This is a genomic window from Litoreibacter albidus (assembly GCF_900107015.1).
GTDB lineage: Bacteria > Pseudomonadota > Alphaproteobacteria > Rhodobacterales > Rhodobacteraceae > Litoreibacter > Litoreibacter albidus.
Window position 1 is genome coordinate 70,596 of sequence record NZ_FNOI01000009.1, and the last position, 15,345, is coordinate 85,940.

Annotated in this window: 15 protein-coding genes; 3 read left to right on the forward strand and 12 right to left on the reverse strand. The window is 60.4% G+C overall.

Annotated elements, in window-relative coordinates:
* Positions 1–6: 6 nt before the first annotated feature.
* From BLW66_RS16285 to rsgA, 3 genes are all read right to left on the reverse strand, one after another.
* On the reverse strand, positions 7–1,326 hold the full coding sequence (locus BLW66_RS16285; RefSeq protein ID WP_089948451.1) for an extracellular solute-binding protein: 1,320 nt from the start codon (positions 1,324–1,326) through the stop codon (positions 7–9).
* Between the two features lie 168 nt (positions 1,327–1,494).
* Positions 1,495–1,923 (reverse strand): GNAT family N-acetyltransferase, encoded by a 429-nt coding sequence (locus BLW66_RS16290; RefSeq protein ID WP_089948453.1) that lies wholly within the window; start codon positions 1,921–1,923, stop codon positions 1,495–1,497.
* A 3-nt stretch (positions 1,924–1,926) separates the two neighbouring features.
* Positions 1,927–3,000 (reverse strand): ribosome small subunit-dependent GTPase A, encoded by a 1,074-nt coding sequence (gene rsgA, locus BLW66_RS16295; RefSeq protein ID WP_089948455.1) that lies wholly within the window; start codon positions 2,998–3,000, stop codon positions 1,927–1,929.
* Positions 3,001–3,327: 327 nt separating this feature from the next.
* Here rsgA and BLW66_RS16300 point away from each other — a divergent pair, with 327 nt between their 5' ends.
* From BLW66_RS16300 to BLW66_RS16310, 3 genes are all read left to right on the forward strand, one after another.
* Positions 3,328–3,660, forward strand: coding sequence for a cupin domain-containing protein (locus BLW66_RS16300; protein WP_089948457.1), 333 nt, complete (start codon positions 3,328–3,330; stop codon positions 3,658–3,660).
* 31 nt (positions 3,661–3,691) lie between these two features.
* Positions 3,692–4,573: an NAD(P)-dependent oxidoreductase gene (locus tag BLW66_RS16305; RefSeq protein ID WP_089948460.1), complete on the forward strand. Its 882-nt coding sequence runs from the start codon at positions 3,692–3,694 to the stop codon at positions 4,571–4,573.
* 136 nt (positions 4,574–4,709) lie between these two features.
* Positions 4,710–5,891 (forward strand): multidrug effflux MFS transporter, encoded by a 1,182-nt coding sequence (locus BLW66_RS16310; RefSeq protein ID WP_089948688.1) that lies wholly within the window; start codon positions 4,710–4,712, stop codon positions 5,889–5,891.
* Here BLW66_RS16310 and BLW66_RS16315 read toward each other — a convergent pair.
* The 9 genes from BLW66_RS16315 to BLW66_RS16355 form a co-directional block, all read right to left on the reverse strand.
* The gene (locus BLW66_RS16315; protein WP_089948463.1) at positions 5,880–6,713 is read right to left on the reverse strand and encodes a 6-bladed beta-propeller; all 834 of its coding nucleotides are present in this window, start codon (positions 6,711–6,713) and stop codon (positions 5,880–5,882) included. The genes BLW66_RS16310 and BLW66_RS16315 overlap by 12 nt on opposite strands.
* Positions 6,713–7,888, reverse strand: coding sequence for an amidase family protein (locus tag BLW66_RS16320; RefSeq protein ID WP_089948466.1), 1,176 nt, complete (start codon positions 7,886–7,888; stop codon positions 6,713–6,715). The genes BLW66_RS16315 and BLW66_RS16320 overlap by 1 nt, the downstream gene beginning before the upstream one ends.
* A gap of 11 nt (positions 7,889–7,899) precedes the next feature.
* A complete protein-coding gene (locus BLW66_RS16325) occupies positions 7,900–9,198 on the reverse strand; it encodes a TRAP transporter large permease (RefSeq protein WP_089948468.1) in 1,299 nt (432 codons plus the stop codon).
* Positions 9,199–9,708: a TRAP transporter small permease gene (locus BLW66_RS16330; RefSeq protein ID WP_089948471.1), complete on the reverse strand. Its 510-nt coding sequence runs from the start codon at positions 9,706–9,708 to the stop codon at positions 9,199–9,201.
* Between the two features lie 77 nt (positions 9,709–9,785).
* Positions 9,786–10,754, reverse strand: a complete 969-nt coding sequence (locus BLW66_RS16335; protein ID WP_089948473.1) for a TRAP transporter substrate-binding protein — start codon at positions 10,752–10,754, stop codon at positions 9,786–9,788.
* 78 nt (positions 10,755–10,832) lie between these two features.
* Positions 10,833–11,504, reverse strand: a complete 672-nt coding sequence (locus BLW66_RS16340) for a DUF4286 family protein (RefSeq protein WP_089948476.1) — start codon at positions 11,502–11,504, stop codon at positions 10,833–10,835.
* Between the two features lie 192 nt (positions 11,505–11,696).
* On the reverse strand, positions 11,697–12,593 hold the full coding sequence (locus BLW66_RS16345) for a LysR family transcriptional regulator (RefSeq protein WP_089948478.1): 897 nt from the start codon (positions 12,591–12,593) through the stop codon (positions 11,697–11,699).
* Between the two features lie 125 nt (positions 12,594–12,718).
* Positions 12,719–14,395, reverse strand: coding sequence for a dipeptide ABC transporter ATP-binding protein (locus tag BLW66_RS16350; protein WP_089948480.1), 1,677 nt, complete (start codon positions 14,393–14,395; stop codon positions 12,719–12,721).
* 15 nt (positions 14,396–14,410) lie between these two features.
* Positions 14,411–15,340, reverse strand: coding sequence for an ABC transporter permease (locus BLW66_RS16355; protein ID WP_089948483.1), 930 nt, complete (start codon positions 15,338–15,340; stop codon positions 14,411–14,413).
* Positions 15,341–15,345 lie beyond the last annotated feature (5 nt).

The window sequence follows — 15,345 nt, forward strand, 5'->3', positions numbered from 1 at the left end:
CGCCGCCTATTTGCTTACGCGGTCCAGTTCGGCCTGCATCCGTGCCTGCGCACGTTGCACGACTTCCTTGACGTCCTGCTTCTGGATGATGGCTTCATACATCATGTCATAGACAACCGATCCTGGCTCATCGTTGATCAACGCGCTCCAGGCGGGCGACGGGTGCTGGGACGTGTGTTGATGCTCAAGCGTCTCGCCGACGACCTTCTTCCAATCGGTGTCAGACCAGAAGTCAGACGCCATCACGTCGCGGCGCGGGCTGACGTTGCCGCTGGCTTCGCTCAGCTTTTGCATGTTCTCGGGGCTGCTCAGGAATTTGATCCAGCCGACGCATTGCTCAACCTTCTCCGTCCCGCGCAAAACGCCGAAGTAGCCGCTTCCTGCGTAGGCGTCACGCCCAGCCGATCCGGCGGCAGGCACAGCCAGCGCCCATTTGCCGTCAAGGTCAGGGTTCTCCCGCTGCAACCGGCCCGGCCACGCGCCGGGGGTGCTGCCAACCATCGCCAAGGTGCCCGCAAGGAACTCGGACTCGGGGTCGTAGCTTTTCTCCATGAATTCGGGGCTTACGACTTCGTGCTCCCAAACCAGATCGCGGATAAAGCTAAGCGCGGCAATGCTCGCGTCGTTGTCAATCGTGGCGGTCTTACCGTCCTCCGTCATGAACACGCCGCCAGCCTGCCAATAGTAGGGAATATAGGCCTGCGTCACGATCTCGGACCCCGGCGACATGCCCCAACGGGTCACATTGCCGTTGTCGTCACGTGCGGTCATGGCCTTGGCATAGGTCACCAGATCGTCCCATGTCTGCGGCGCACCCGACAGCCCCGCTTCTTGCGCAAGGTCGGTGCGGTACATCAGCGGGCGCACGTCGCCCCGCCATGGGATTCCGTAGAAATCGCCACGATAATGCGAGTCCTGCAAGCTGCCGCTGTAGAAATTCTTGTCCAGATCAGGCCACTGATCTTTGTATTCGTTGATCGGAAGCGGGCCATATTGATCGCCACCAATCGCGGAGAACGAGTGCAGCCAATACATATCCGCGCAGTCGGGTGCTGCCCCGCCCTGCGCCACGGTCAGCCACGTGTTAAAGGCCACGGACCAGTTCAAAACCTCGTAGTTTACCTTGGTGCCGCTCTGTTCCTCATACGCATCGGCAAGCGCGTTCATGCCCCGCTTCCACTCCAACAAATCCCCGTAAGGTTGGGACCAGAAGGTGATCTCGTCGGCGTTCACCGGTGCAGCGGCAAGTCCCAAGGTCGAGGTAATGAGAAGCGCGGATGCGACGGTCCGTGCGGGTCTGCGGGGTAATCTTCCAAATACTGACATTTTCTTCCTCCCAAAATAATGTATTTAACAATGCATACTTTATTTCAAGTGTCAAATTCAGCGATAACCCCGTGTGTTAACGTCTTGTTAACACTTTTTGCACGAGGAATCAGAAGCTTAAGCTAAAATATCGGTGCACGACGGCGGTTCGCCGCGCACCAATTGTTTTTACCTCTTGGCCATTACCATCTGCACAGCCACCGCGCCGGACGGCTCGTGCAGGGCTTCACTCTCGTAGATGAAGCCGTATCGGGTGTAGAACGGGAGGCCGATTTGGTTGTCTTTGAACACCTCAACCCGCAAGGGGCCTTTCAACCCGACCGCATGATCCACCAACGCCCGCCCGTAACCTTGGCCTATCGCGTCGGGGTCAACGAAAAGCCCGCCAATTTCTGCGCCAAGCAGGGCGATGAAACCATTCGGCTGGCCGTCCACGACTGACACCCAAGTTTCGGCGTTCGGCAAGTAGATGTTGCGCATGTCCTTCGCGACTTGCGCAACAAAAGCCTCCGGCAAAAACGGATGCGCCACCGCGCCCGCGCGCGCCCAGATGTCGACAAGCTGGTCGGTGTCGCTGTCTTTGAATTTTCTGATCATTGGTTAGTCTCTCTTCTTGCTAGATTTTTGAACGGCGCGGATCATTTTGCCCAAGGCTTTGTCCTTGGACTTGCGCTCCGCGAGGCTGGCCGAGTTAAAGGCATCCTCCGCTTTGAGCTTGCGCCACCGCGCCAAACGGGACGCATCAATCGCCCCCGCTTCAATCGCCGCACGCACCGCACAGCCGGGTTCTGTGTCGTGTTGGCAGTCGCCGAACCGGCACTCTGACGAAAGTGCCACAAGGTCGGCGAACACATCCTCAATGCCAGAGGCCGCGTCCGTCAGTTGCAACTCCCGCATCCCCGGCGTGTCGAGCACCAAGCAGCCGCTTGGAACCCTGTGCAACTGCCGCCGTGTCGTGGTGTGGCGCCCTTTCGCGTCGTCGTCGCGTATCGTTTGCGTGTCCACGGAGTCTGTCCCCGACAACGCATTTGTCAGCGTGGACTTCCCAACGCCAGACGACCCGATGAACGCCACAGTTTGACCGCGCCCACACCACGGCGCGAGTTTCGCCAATGGCTCCTCCCCGCGCGCATCCATCGCCACGACCGGAACCCATGAAGACACCTCAGCCGCTTGCGTGATATAGGGTTCCGCCATGGGGCTGAGGTCAGATTTTGTCAGCACAATCACCGGCGTGATTTCAGCCTCAAAGGCCAAGGCGACGTAGCGCTCCAGCCGTGCGACGTTAAAATCCTGATTGCACGACGTCACGATAAACGCCGTGTCGATGTTCGCCGCGATCAGCTGGATCTTGCGCCCCGTGCCCGCAGCGCGGCGTTTCACAACGCTTTTGCGCGTCAGCACACGGCAGGCATTCGGGCGAGACTGGTCATATAGAACCCAGTCCCCGACCGTCGCATCCGGCAAAGGCGGTATCGTGATTTCCACCTCATCGCCAATAATGTGTAACCCGTTTCGGTGCACCTCCACCACGCGGGCGGGCGGGGTCGCGGACAAGTCGTCCACGCTGATTTGTTGTGCAAAGAACGGCTCCCAGCCGTACTGCTTAATCGGGGAAGGTGGTCGTATCGTAGCCGCCTGAGGCGGAAAAAAGTCGGAATAGTCCCGTGTCATTAGGGAGTGCTTTCATGTCATGGCGCAAAGCGCGAAGTGTCAGGATATACTGAGGCCGCAATTCTCACGTCGCGCCGGAATGCATACCGACCGCGTTAGTACAGTGTAGAATTTGCGTCGGGAGGGCTGTTGCCTCCCCACTTTAACGGGACATGAAATCTCCATCCAAAGAACCCTTGGATATTCGCTCCCTACGGTGGCCGTGTCAATCGGCAGCAACTAGCATACTAGACTATCAATAGTCGGCTTAACTGGTATGCTAGTTACGCAAATGATTCGACAAAGATCTAATTCGGCACACCACACGCATCCAACTCGGAGGAACCAATGCCTGTTCAAAACCTCTTTTCCGGCGATGCGACCAAGCCAGAGACCGTGGCCCCCGGCCTCTCACGCAAAGTCGGCGCGCACAGTGACAACGTCATGGTCGTCGAGGTCCACTTCGAGGCGGGCACAACCGCCCCGCTCCACCATCACATTCATGAACAAATCACCTACGTGATGTCCGGCAAGTTCGAATTCACCGTCGGCGACAAAACCTACATCGTTGGCGCGGGCGACAGCCTCTATAAGCAACCCAACATCGAACACGGCGCAACCTGCCTCGAGGCGGGTACGCTCTTGGATGTCTTCACCCCGCAGCGCGAAGACTTCTTGTGATCCCCACATTCAATCCACCGGAGACAATAACATGACAAAACCCGTAATCGGATTCATCGGCCTCGGCCTCATGGGCAGCAATATGGTCGAGAACCTCCAGACAAGGGGCTTTGAAGTGGTGGTGATGGGCCGCAAACGTGCCGCCCTCGATGCTGTCCTGAACCGCGGCAACGCCCGAGAGGCGGCGACCCCCAAAGAGCTCGCCGCCGCCAGCGACATCGTGATGCTCTGCGTGACAACATCCGAGGTTGTTGAAAGCTTGGTCTACGGTGACGACGGCATCCTTGCAGGCATCAAAGACGGCACGGTGCTAATCGACTTCGGCACCTCTATCCCAGAGTCGACCCGCAAAATAGGCGCGGATCTGGCCGCGAAGGGCGCGGGCATGGTCGACGCACCATTGGGCCGCACTCCGGCGCACGCCAAGGACGGGCTGCTCAACATCATGGCAGCGGGGGACGAGACCACATTCGCAAAGGTCAAACCAGTGCTCGAAGAGCAGGGCGAAAACGTCTTCTACATCGGCGCGTTGGGCGCGGGCCATGTCACCAAATTGATCAACAACTTCATGGGCATGACCACGGTTTGCGCAATGAGCCAAGCCTTCGCAGTCGCGGATCGCGCGGGCATCGACCGCCAGCAGTTGTTCGACATCATGTCGACCGGACCGTCTAATTCACCCTTCATGGGGTTCTGTAAAAAATATGCGGTCGACGGCGTCAGCGATCTGGGTTTCTCCATCAACAATGCCAACAAGGATTTAGCCTACTTCGTGCAGATGGCCGCCGACATGGGCACACGCGCGCAGATTGCCGAGGGCACATCCGCCAACCTAACCGCCGCTGTGGAGGCTGGGTTGGGCGACGGAAACGTGCCCGAAATCTTCGACTACTACCTCAAACTCAGCCGCTAAACGGAGCCAACCGCTCTGTTTCAACGCCGCGCCGGTCTCCCCACTGGTGCGGCCTAAATCCTCATATTTAACCTTGCGTAAACTTAGGAACAAAAATAGAACGACGCTGACCACTTTTAAGGACATCGTCATGACCATGTTTCGCGCCGCGCTGATCTTAGGCCTGCTCTCTGCTGTCGGCCCCTTCGCAATCGACATGTATCTGCCGGCAATGCCAGCAATCGCTCTTGATCTGGGCGCGGATGTCACAGCGGTTCAACTGACGCTAACGGCCTACTTCGTGGCCTTCGGTGTCGCGCAGCTTTTCTACGGCCCGTGGGCCGATCAATCGGGCCGCAAACTGCCGCTTTACTTCGGGGTTTGCGTCTTTGCGCTGGCCACGATCGGCTGCGCATTGGCCCCGACTATCGGCTGGCTCGTGGCGTTTCGCGCACTGCAAGGGTTGGGCGGCGCGGTGCTCATGGTCGTGCCCCGCGCGGTGATCCGCGACATGCACACCGGCACCGAGGCCACGAAACTGATGGCGATGGTGATGCTGGTTATTTCCGTGTCTCCGATGCTCGCGCCGCTGGCGGGTAGCGGCCTTATCGTCATTGGCGACTGGCGCTTGATCTTCTGGGCGCTGGCCCTCGCGGCCGTGCTGAGCCTGATTTTAACCGCCACCGCCCTGCCGGAAACGCTTGAGCCGTCCAAGCGCGTCGCAATCAATTTCCGCAACCTCTGGAAGGGCGGGCGCACGCTGTTTCGCGATCCCATCTTCATGGGTTTGACTTTCATCGGCGGCTTCGGTTTCGCCAGCTTTATGGTCTTCGTGGCCAGCGCCGCCTTCGTCTATTCGGGCCAGTTCGGCCTTAGCCCCACGGGCTTCAGTCTGGCATTCGCGGTCAACGCAATCGGGTTCTTTTCCGCGTCGCAAGCCGCCGGACCACTGGGCGCGAAATACGGTATCCCCAAGGTGATTTACTGGGCCGCAATCGGCTTCGCCGCTTTCTCCATCGGGCTTTACGCCGTGGGGCTTTTGGGCTTCGCCACGCTGCCCGTCATCATCGCGGGGCTGTTTTTGGCCAACGCCTGCTTGGGCCTTATCATCCCTACAACCATGGTCATGGCCTTGGACCCCCACGGCGAGATCGCGGGGCTGGCGTCATCCTTGGGCGGCACGTTGCAGATGGTCACGGGCGGCGTGATGATCGCCGTGACAGGCGTGTTCTTCGATGGCACCGCGCTGCCGATGATCGCGATGATTGCCATGTGCGCCGTCTTTTCCTTGGCGCTGACCTTGATGACGCTGCGGGCCATGACACGGTTACAGGGGTAGCGGCTCCAGCTTGGTTAACCCGTCAGGGCCCATGTTGGCGATAAAGATGCTCCCGTCCTCAGCCACGGCACCGCCGTGCCCATAGGTCGCAAACGTGCGGCACCGCCCGATCAGCACCCCGTCCCTGTCATAGATCGACAGGCGCGGGGTCTGATCCGTCACCAATAACTTGTCCCCCATGACTTCCAGCGCCATGGGTTTGTGCAGCCCCGTAATGCTGCTCAGATAATCGCCATTTGCGCCGAAAATCTGCACGCGGTTGTTCTCTCGGTCAGCCACCGCGATACGCCCGTCGTGAAGCACCGCAACCGCGTGGGGCGTGGTGAACTGCCCCTCGCCCGCCCCCGCACCGCCGATAGAATGGCTATGCGTAAAGTCCGGATTGAAGACATGTAGCTGCGAATTCCCGTAGCCGTCGGTAACAAATATTCGCCCGTGTTCATCCCGCGCACAGTCGGTCGGGTGGTTGAACGGCCGCCCCAACGCAGGCCGGTTGCCGCAATGCAGACGGTGGCATTCGTTGAACTCCGCATCCAGCAACAGCACTTGGTGCCCGTCCACATCCGTCACCGCCATAAGGTCCGCACCAAGCGCGCGAATGCCATGCCCCAACACCACGTCACGCAGCGAAATCTTGCGCACCAACGCACCATTCGGCGACAGAACCAACAGCTCCGGCGACCTGCGCAGCAGGGCCACCACCGCGCCATTGAACACCGTCACGTCAGATATACCGCTGAAGTCGATCCCCTGCGCCCAGTCCCGCTGGCTTTCCATGACGCGGTAGAACCGCGCCCCCAGTCCAACGATCTGGTCAGGCATCAGCGCTTCAACAGCGGCTCGATCTTGGCCGCCGCGTCCAGAATTGCATGGTCGCGCCACGCGGGGGCCGTCAGCATCAAACCCGCGCCCGGCGTGCCTGCAATCGGCAAGGAGATGGAGCACCCGTCGATGACATTGCCCAAAGTTGTGTTGCGCAACGCCAGCAGGTTGATCCGGTCAAACGCCGCGTCCTCCTCCAGCGCTGAGAGTTGCGGCGGCAAGATCGCGACGCTTGGCAACAGGACGCCCGACAGTCCCAGCTCCGCCTGCGCCGCCTCGACAATCCGCGCGCGCAGGGCAAGGGTCTTGGCATACTCAACCGCCGACGCCTGATCCGCACGCGCCATGCGCAGCTTGACTTTGGGGTCGATCAATTCGGGCGTCTGCTCATACTGCACCGCGTGGTGCACACGGCTTTCCACAGCGGAAAAGTGCCAGATCGGCAGCTGGGCATAGATGTCCAAGAAATCGAGCTTGCGGCGCTCCACTATAAAGCCCGCAGCTTCCAACAATGGGATAGCCGCGTCGAACGCCGTAGCCACACCGTCGTCCAATTCGGTCATGCCGAAGTTTTCCGGCACGATCAGATGGGTCAACGCGCCGCTTTGCTGGTTGGCAGGTGCCGACAACACGTCATAAGCGCGGCGCACGGTTTCAAGGTCCCGCGCCATCGGCCCCACGCTGTCGAGCGTGTGAGACAACGCCACCGCGCCCTTGGACGAGATAGAAGCCGCCGTAGGCTTCAGCCCCACCACGCCGCAAAATGCCGCCGGAATCCGAAGGGAGCCGCCGGTGTCCGTCCCCAACGCCACGTCGATGATCCCCTGCGCCAACGCTGACGCCCCGCCGGAGGTAGAGCCGCCCGCGATTGCGCCCTCCACCAAGGGCGTCATGGCGGTGCCGTAATGCGGGTTCAGCCCAAGGCCGGAATAGGCAAATTCCGTCATGTTGTTATGCCCGACCAGCGTGGCCCCCGCCGCGCGCAGCAACGCCACTGCATCGGCGTCCTCACGCGCCGCAGGCAAGACCTCGCGCGCCTTGGACCCTGCTTTGGTTACATAGCCCTTCACGTCGAACAGGTCTTTGACGCCAACGCGCACCCCCGAAAGCGGCCCCTCCGGCGTATCTTCGGGCGCGAAGCTTTGGGTAAATTCAGGAGAAGTTATCTGCGACATTGTCCGTCCTATCAGTAGCTTAGGTCAACCAGCCCCGTCGCGATGGACGGGAACAGCGTGAGTAACACTACCGCCATAACAAGCAGCAGGAAATACGGCACGACCATGCGCGTGATCTCGAAGATGCTGCGGTTGGTCAGCCCTTGGATCACAAACAGGTTGAACCCCAGCGGCGGCGTAATCTGCGCCATCTCCACCACGATAATCAGGTAGATGCCGAACCAGATCGGGTCAATCCCCGCCGCAATGACCGACGGCAGCACCACCGATGTGGTCAGAACCACAATGGAAATCCCGTCCAGAAAACAGCCCAGCAGGATGAAGAACAGCGTCAACACCGCAATCAGCCCATAGGTGCTCAACCCGCTGGAGGAGATGACCTGCGCCAGATCGGATGGCAGTCCGGAAAAGCTCATCGCGGAGGTCAGGAACGCCGCGCCCAGCAGGATAAACCCGATCATGGCGGAGGTCCGCGTCGCGCCGACAAGCGCCTCAATGAAAGCCGATTTGGTCAGGGACCGCCCCAAAGCCGCAATGATAAGCGACCCCATCACGCCCAAGGCAGCGGCTTCCGTCGCGGTGGCAACACCTGCGTAAATCGAACCGATCACGCAGAAAATCAGGCCAACAACGGGGATCAGAAGCTTCATGCCACGAAGCCGTTCCAACATGGGAACACGGGCCTCGCGCGGGGGCATTTTGCCTTTGTTCAGCAGCGACCAGATCACGATATAGCTGGAAAACATCGCCATCAGCATCAGGCCAGGCACAACACCGGCGATGAACAAACGGTTGATGGAGACCTGCGCGGCGACGCCGTAGACGATCATCACAACCGACGGCGGAATAAGCAGCCCAAGGGTGCCCGATCCTGCCAGTGACCCGATGGTCAGCCGGTCGTCATAGCCGCGCTTTGACAGCTCCGGCAGGGAGATTTTGCCGATGGTGGCCGTCGTCGCAGCGGAAGAGCCGGACACCGCCGCGAAGATGCCGCAGCCCACCACGTTCACATGCGCAAGACCACCCGGAAGGCGACCAAGCCACGGGGCAAGACCGGAAAACAAGTCCTCCGCCAAGCGGGTGCGGTACAGGATTTCGCCCATCCAGATAAACAGCGGCAGCGCTGTCAGCGTCCAGTTCGCGGAGGCCGACCACATCGTCGTTGCGAAAATGGCGTCCGCCGGTGTCGGCGTGAACACCATGAACACAACCAGCCCCGAAATGAGCAGCGATACCCCGACCCAGACCCCAAGGCCCAGCAGCAAGAACAGGACGAAAAGAAGCGTGACAACTTGTATGAGACTGTCCATTTAGACCTCTGTGCTTTCGGTGGATGCGGTGGTGATTTCAACCGGAAGGCCAAGGAACAGCCGGATCGCGCGCTCTGCCATGGCAGCCGTGAACAACACGCTCCCCAAGACCATTGCAATTTGCGGAATCCACAGCGGGACGGCGATCAAGCCGTGGCTGACGTCGTTGTAGCGATAGCTGTCCCACACGAAATCGATCAGGGCGACGGTGCCCCATGCCAGCATCGCCAGCGCAATCAGGCTGGCGGCGATGTCCATGTAGCGGCCAAAGGGATCACGGATCAGCCCGCGCAGCGACGTCACACGGATGTGGCTGCCGTGGATCAACGCGGACGGCAGCGCCAGAAAGATCGAGGCGCTCAACGCCCAAGCGGCGAAGTCATCAGCGGACGGTATCTGGTGCCCAATGGCGCGCAGAAAGATTTGAAGAATGATCAAAACCGCGATGAAGCACAGCATGGCCGCAGCCAGCCCCCCACACCCTTTGTAGATCCAACGAGAAAAGGCCATCGCACTATGTCCTGATTTTGCTCTAAAAAAGGTGCCGCATCGCCTGCGGCACCTTAGGTTTCAAACGTGAAGCGCTGTTATTTGGACAGCGCGTCGATCACGGCCTGACCTTCTTCGCCAGTCTCCGCAGCCCATTCCGCACTCATCGTTTTGGCGATGGTGTCGAAGTCGGCGCGCAGACCCTCAGGTGTCTCGATAACCTGCATTCCGTTCTCGGCCAGCGTGTCGGTGGCGGATTTGGTCGCCGCAACCGCTGCTTCCCAGCCGCGTGCTTCTGCCAAGTCGGATGCTTCCTGAACGGCCGCCGCAACGTCGGCAGGCAGCGCGTCATAGGCGTCTTTGTTTACCAGAATGACGTTCTTCGGGATGAACGCTTTAACGTCGTAGTAATACGGCACGTAGTCCCAAGCTTGGCTGTCAACGCCCGTGGTTGGCGATGTGATCATGCCGGAAATGACGCCTGTAGAGAACGCTTGCGAAATCTCGGAGGTGGCGATCGTTGCCGGAACCGCGCCCATCAGCTCTGCCAAACGGGCGGTCGCTGGGTTGTAGGCGCGGAACTTCACGCCCTCAAACGACGACGCATCTTTGACTTCGGTTTGCATGTAGATGCCTTGTGGCGGCCACGGTGCGGAATACAGCATCACCAAACCGTCTTCGGCGAATTTCTCTTGGTAGATAGGCTTGGTCGCATCCCAGAGCTTCTTTGCGTCCTCGAATGTGGTCGCCAGCAATGGAACCGCATCGGCAGAGTAAATCGCATCTTCGTTGCCCAACGCGGACACGAGGACTTCGCCGATTGGCACGATACCGCGCTGCACGCCGCGCTTCAGGTCCGCACGCTTCAGCAGCACGGAGTTGGACACAACGTCGATCTTCAACGCGCCATCGGTCAGGCGCTCTACGTCTTCGGCAAAGCTGCGCGCGGTCTGGGTCAGGTAGTTGCCATCTGGGGCGTGGGCGGACATTTTCCATGTCTCGGCAGACGCCGCGACCGGCATGGCAAGCAGTGCAAACGCGCTAGCGGAAAAAAGAAGTGGTTTCATGTTGGTTTCCCTTGAGGTTGGTTAATTCGAAATGGCCGCCGTCTTGCGCGGCGTTGCCATGGGTTACGTGTTACGGGGTCAGGCCGGAAACTCGCGCTGATCAAGCGACCAGAGCAGCGAGAAGGTTTGCGCATCTTCGACAGCGACTTCCAAGCTTTCGCGCATCTGATGCAGCGCGGCTTCTGCGGCGGGCTCTGTGGTGGTGTCGATCACGATAGCCGGTGCCAACACGCGGCCTTGTGTCTTCTCGGACGGCAGCGGTGTGGACAGGGTCTCGTCCGGCACAAGATACTGGCAGTGCAAGACGCCATCAATCTGCGCGATATCGTTCAGCAATTGGTGAATGCGCTCAGCGTCGATGCCGTGCGCGCCCTCTGGCTTGTTCAGCACAACCATGGCGACATTGCCGCCCGCGCCAAACCCGACTTCCATCGCCACAGACATCACCCGACGCCGTGTGTTCGACATCCGCGAGAAGTTGAGGTTCGACCAGCTCGTCTGCTGCGTGAACGCCTTGCGGTAGGCGTCCGTGGTGAAGCAACCAAGGTTGTCCGCACGGTAAAGCGCCAGATAGCGACGCGCCGAGCCGGACACCGCGCGGTAGCGACGTGCACCCGTGAAGCCCGGAATGCGCACGCGCTCTTCCATGTGCTCGCGGTCGTACCACAGGTTGAAATCCGCTTCGTGGTCGGGATCGACATCGCTCCAAACGTACAGTTGCGCTGGTTTTGATGTGTCGTGCTCTGTCATGTCGGGTCTTTCGTTGATGTGTCGGCGTGGCCCAGACACGCCCCGTGGGGCGTTCTGGCCCCAACGCCGTGCAGACGATCAGGGAGGTTTTGAGGAACATTGTCCGGCGCTCGCGAAACCGCAAACGGAATAAATTGAACGGCAATGATCAGGTTTATTGAACGCCCCTTCAGCGGCGCTCATCGGGCGCAGCTACAACGCCGTCGCTACCCCATGCGCCTTGGCGCAGGCCACGGCAAGCTCCGATATCGCGCGGTATAGCTCCGCGTCGGAGGTCTGATGCCACGTGCAATAGAGTGGCAAATCAGGCAGTTGCGCCTCAAGGTTCAGGCGCACCAATGTGCGCGATTCCAGATCGGACCCACAGGGCAGCGTGGCCACGCCCAAACCGCGCTCCGTCAGCCGCACGATCGCGGCGAGCGAGGTCACGCAGTGTAAAACCGGCGGGCGCAAATGGTGCGCGTTAAACAGCTCCAGCGTGGATAAATACGGTCGCGATTTGCGGGTGAAGGTGATCAACGGCAGGTCGGCAATGTCGGGAATCGTCAGCACGCCACTGGGCAAACTTGCGGCCAATGCCTCGCTGGTGAACCACGCCAGTTGCAACGGTGGCAGCGGCATGGTCGAGACCATTTCCGCCTGCGTCTCATCTGTGGTGATCAACAGGTCCAGCGCGCCGCGCTCGAACTGGCTGGCGAGGCTGTTGGTCGGCTCCACCGTTAACTCCAACTCCAGCTTCGGGAAGGCTGTGGCAATCTCGGAGATTAGCTCCCCCAGCCAAGTGTGCACGACTGAGCTCACCAGCCCCAACCGCACACGGCCCGCGCCCACCGTCACAATGCTCATGGTTTCGCGCAGCGACGCCTCCGCCGCGATCACGCGCTGCGCTTTTTCCAGCATCAAGGTGCCCGCCGCCGTCAGGCGGACTTCGTGATGCTCGCGGTCGAACAGCTGCGCGCTGAACTCGGTCTCTAACGATGATATCCGGCTGGACACCGTGGCTTGCGACACATTCAACTGCTGGGCCGCAGCCCGAAAGCTGCCCAAAGAGGCGACGCGCAAAAACGTCTCTAGAAATCGGGTGTTCACGGCGCGTCCCTCTTGGCGGTAGTGGCAGGGCTTCTTGATGCGTTTGGTGTCAGGTTACAACCGAAACACATGCCCCCATCAAGGACACTACCACAGCGGGTCGCGCTGCGCCCGCCAAATTGACGCTACAAGCTGGGCATCAAGCTGATCAACTCACGGGTGTAGGGATCGCGGGGGGCTTCGAACAAAGCCTCCGTCTCGGCCAGTTCGCACAGCTGCCCGTTGCGCATGACCGCCACGCGGTCGCACATCTGGCGCACGACGGGCAGGTCGTGGCTGATGAACAGGATCGTCAGATCAAGCGCGTCGCGCAGGTCTTTCAGAAGGTTCAAAATCTGCGCCTGAATGGACACATCCAGCGCCGAGGTCGGCTCGTCACAAATCAGAAATCTGGGCCGTGTGGCAAGGGCGCGGGCGATGGAGATACGCTGGCGCTGACCGCCGGAGAACTCATGCGGAAACTTAGCCCCCGCCGCCGCGCCAAGCCCGACAACCTCCAGCAAGTCACCGACAATTCTGCTGGTCTCGCTGGCCGTCTCGCTTAGGCGGTTGTGGTGGATTGGCTCCGCCACGATATCGCGCACCCGCATCCTTGGGTTCAATGATGAATACGGATCTTGAAAGATCATCTGGATCTGACGTCGCAGCGCTTGGCGCTCATGCGACGACGCGATTTTCGCCATGTCCTGACCGTCAAAGGTGATGCTGCCTGTGTCTGGCGCGTGAATGCCCGCGATCATCCGCGCGACGGTGGATTTGCCGCTGCCGGACTCTCCCACCAGCCCCAAAACCTCGCCGCGGTTGATGTCGAAATTTAGATCCTTAACCGCATCAATATAGCTGCGGTTCTTTGGCAGGATGGCGTTGCGGGTCAGGAACCGCATGCCCAATCCGCGCACCTGAACCAGCGGTCCGGTGCCCTGATTTTCGTCTTTTCCCTTGGAGCGCAGCCAGTCATCCGTCAGCGTCATTTCCTGCGGTGCAGGGGCACCATCGGGCTGGTAGGTGAGGCTGGGGAAGCGGTCCAACTTGCGTTCCCCGCGGGGAACCGCCGCCAAAAGGCTTTGTGTATAAGGGTGTTGCGGGTCGTGGATGATCTGCGCGGTCTTGCCTTCCTCGACCAAGGCCCCGTGATACATGACCGCCACGCGGTCAGCGGTTTGCGCGATCACCCCCATATCATGGGTCACCAAGATGACCCCCACACCGCGACTGACGGCGAGGTCACGGATGAGGTCAAGGATTTGCGCCTGCACCGAGACATCTAGCGCCGTGGTGGGTTCATCCGCGATGATCAGATCGGGCTGCGAGCACAGCGCCAGCGCGATCACCACCCGTTGCCGCATCCCGCCGGAAAACTGGTGCGGGTACTGGGTAATGCGTGTTTCCGCATCGGCAATCCCGACCTGATCCAACAGGGAGACCGCCTCGTCGTGGGCCTCGGCTCTGGTCATGCGGCGGTGGGTGCGGATGGTTTCCGTCAACTGCTGCGCCACAGTGTAGAGCGGGTTCAGGCTGGTAAGCGGGTCTTGAAAGATCATCGACACCCGCGCCCCGCGCAGGTTGGCAATGCTGCGGGCGTCCTGCCCGTCGATCAGGATTTCACCCCCAGCCACGCGACCGGGGGCATCGAGCAGCCCCATGACCGCCGTGCCGATGGTGGATTTTCCGGCGCCGGATTCCCCGACCAGCCCAAGGATTTCGCCCCGCTCCACCGACAGTGTGACGTCGCGCACTGCGGTGAAGGTGGACTTGCGGGACGGGTATTCGACCGTCAGATTTTTGATAGCGAGAAGGGACATGTGCTGGACCTCTACTTAGCGCGATTTCGGGTCAAGCACGTCGCGCAGCCAGTCCCCCAGAAGGTTCACCGACAGCACCAACAACGCCAGCGTCAGCCCCGGATAGATCAGCATCCAGCGCTCTCCGGAAAAGATGAAGTCATTCCCGATACGAATGAGCGTGCCCAGCGATGGCTCCCCTGCGGGGATACCCAGACCGAGGAAGCTTAGCGTTGCTTCCCCAAGGATGGCGACACCCAGATTGATCGTCGCAATCACCAGCACCGGACCCATGACATTGGGCAGAATGTGGCGTGCCATAATCAGCCATGGGCCGCGCCCGATCACCTGCGCCGCCATCACGTATTCGCGGCTTTTCTCAACCATCGCGGAGGCGCGCACGGTGCGCGCGACCTGCGGCCAGATCGAGAGGGCCATGGCCAGAATGATCACGAAGACGGCCAGTTCATCATGCTGATCGCGCGACAGAAAACTGCGCGTCACCCCGTCAATCAACAAGGCGACCATGATCGCCGGAAAGGTCATCTGGATATCAACGATCCGCATGATAATCGCGTCCACCAAGCCGCCGAAATACCCCGCCAGAAGCCCCAGAAACAGCCCTGCCACCACAGCGAGGCTCACCGACACCGCGCCCACGAACACAGAGGTGCGGGTGCCGTAAAGGATCGTCGAGAACAGGTCGCGCCCTTGGTTGTCCGTGCCCAGCAAAAAGGCGGGATCGCCGCCACTGTTCCACGCGGGCGGGAGCAGGGAATTCATCAGGTCGATGGAGCCTTTGTCGAACGGGTCGAAAGGGGCAATCACAGGGGCCAGAAGCGCCGCGCCGATCATCAGCACGAAGACCAGACCGGCGACCACCGTCACCGGAGAGCTGCGGAATTTATAACCCGCGTCGCTGTCGAGCAGGCGCATGATGAGGTTGGGGGATCGCTCTGGGTTCATTTGCG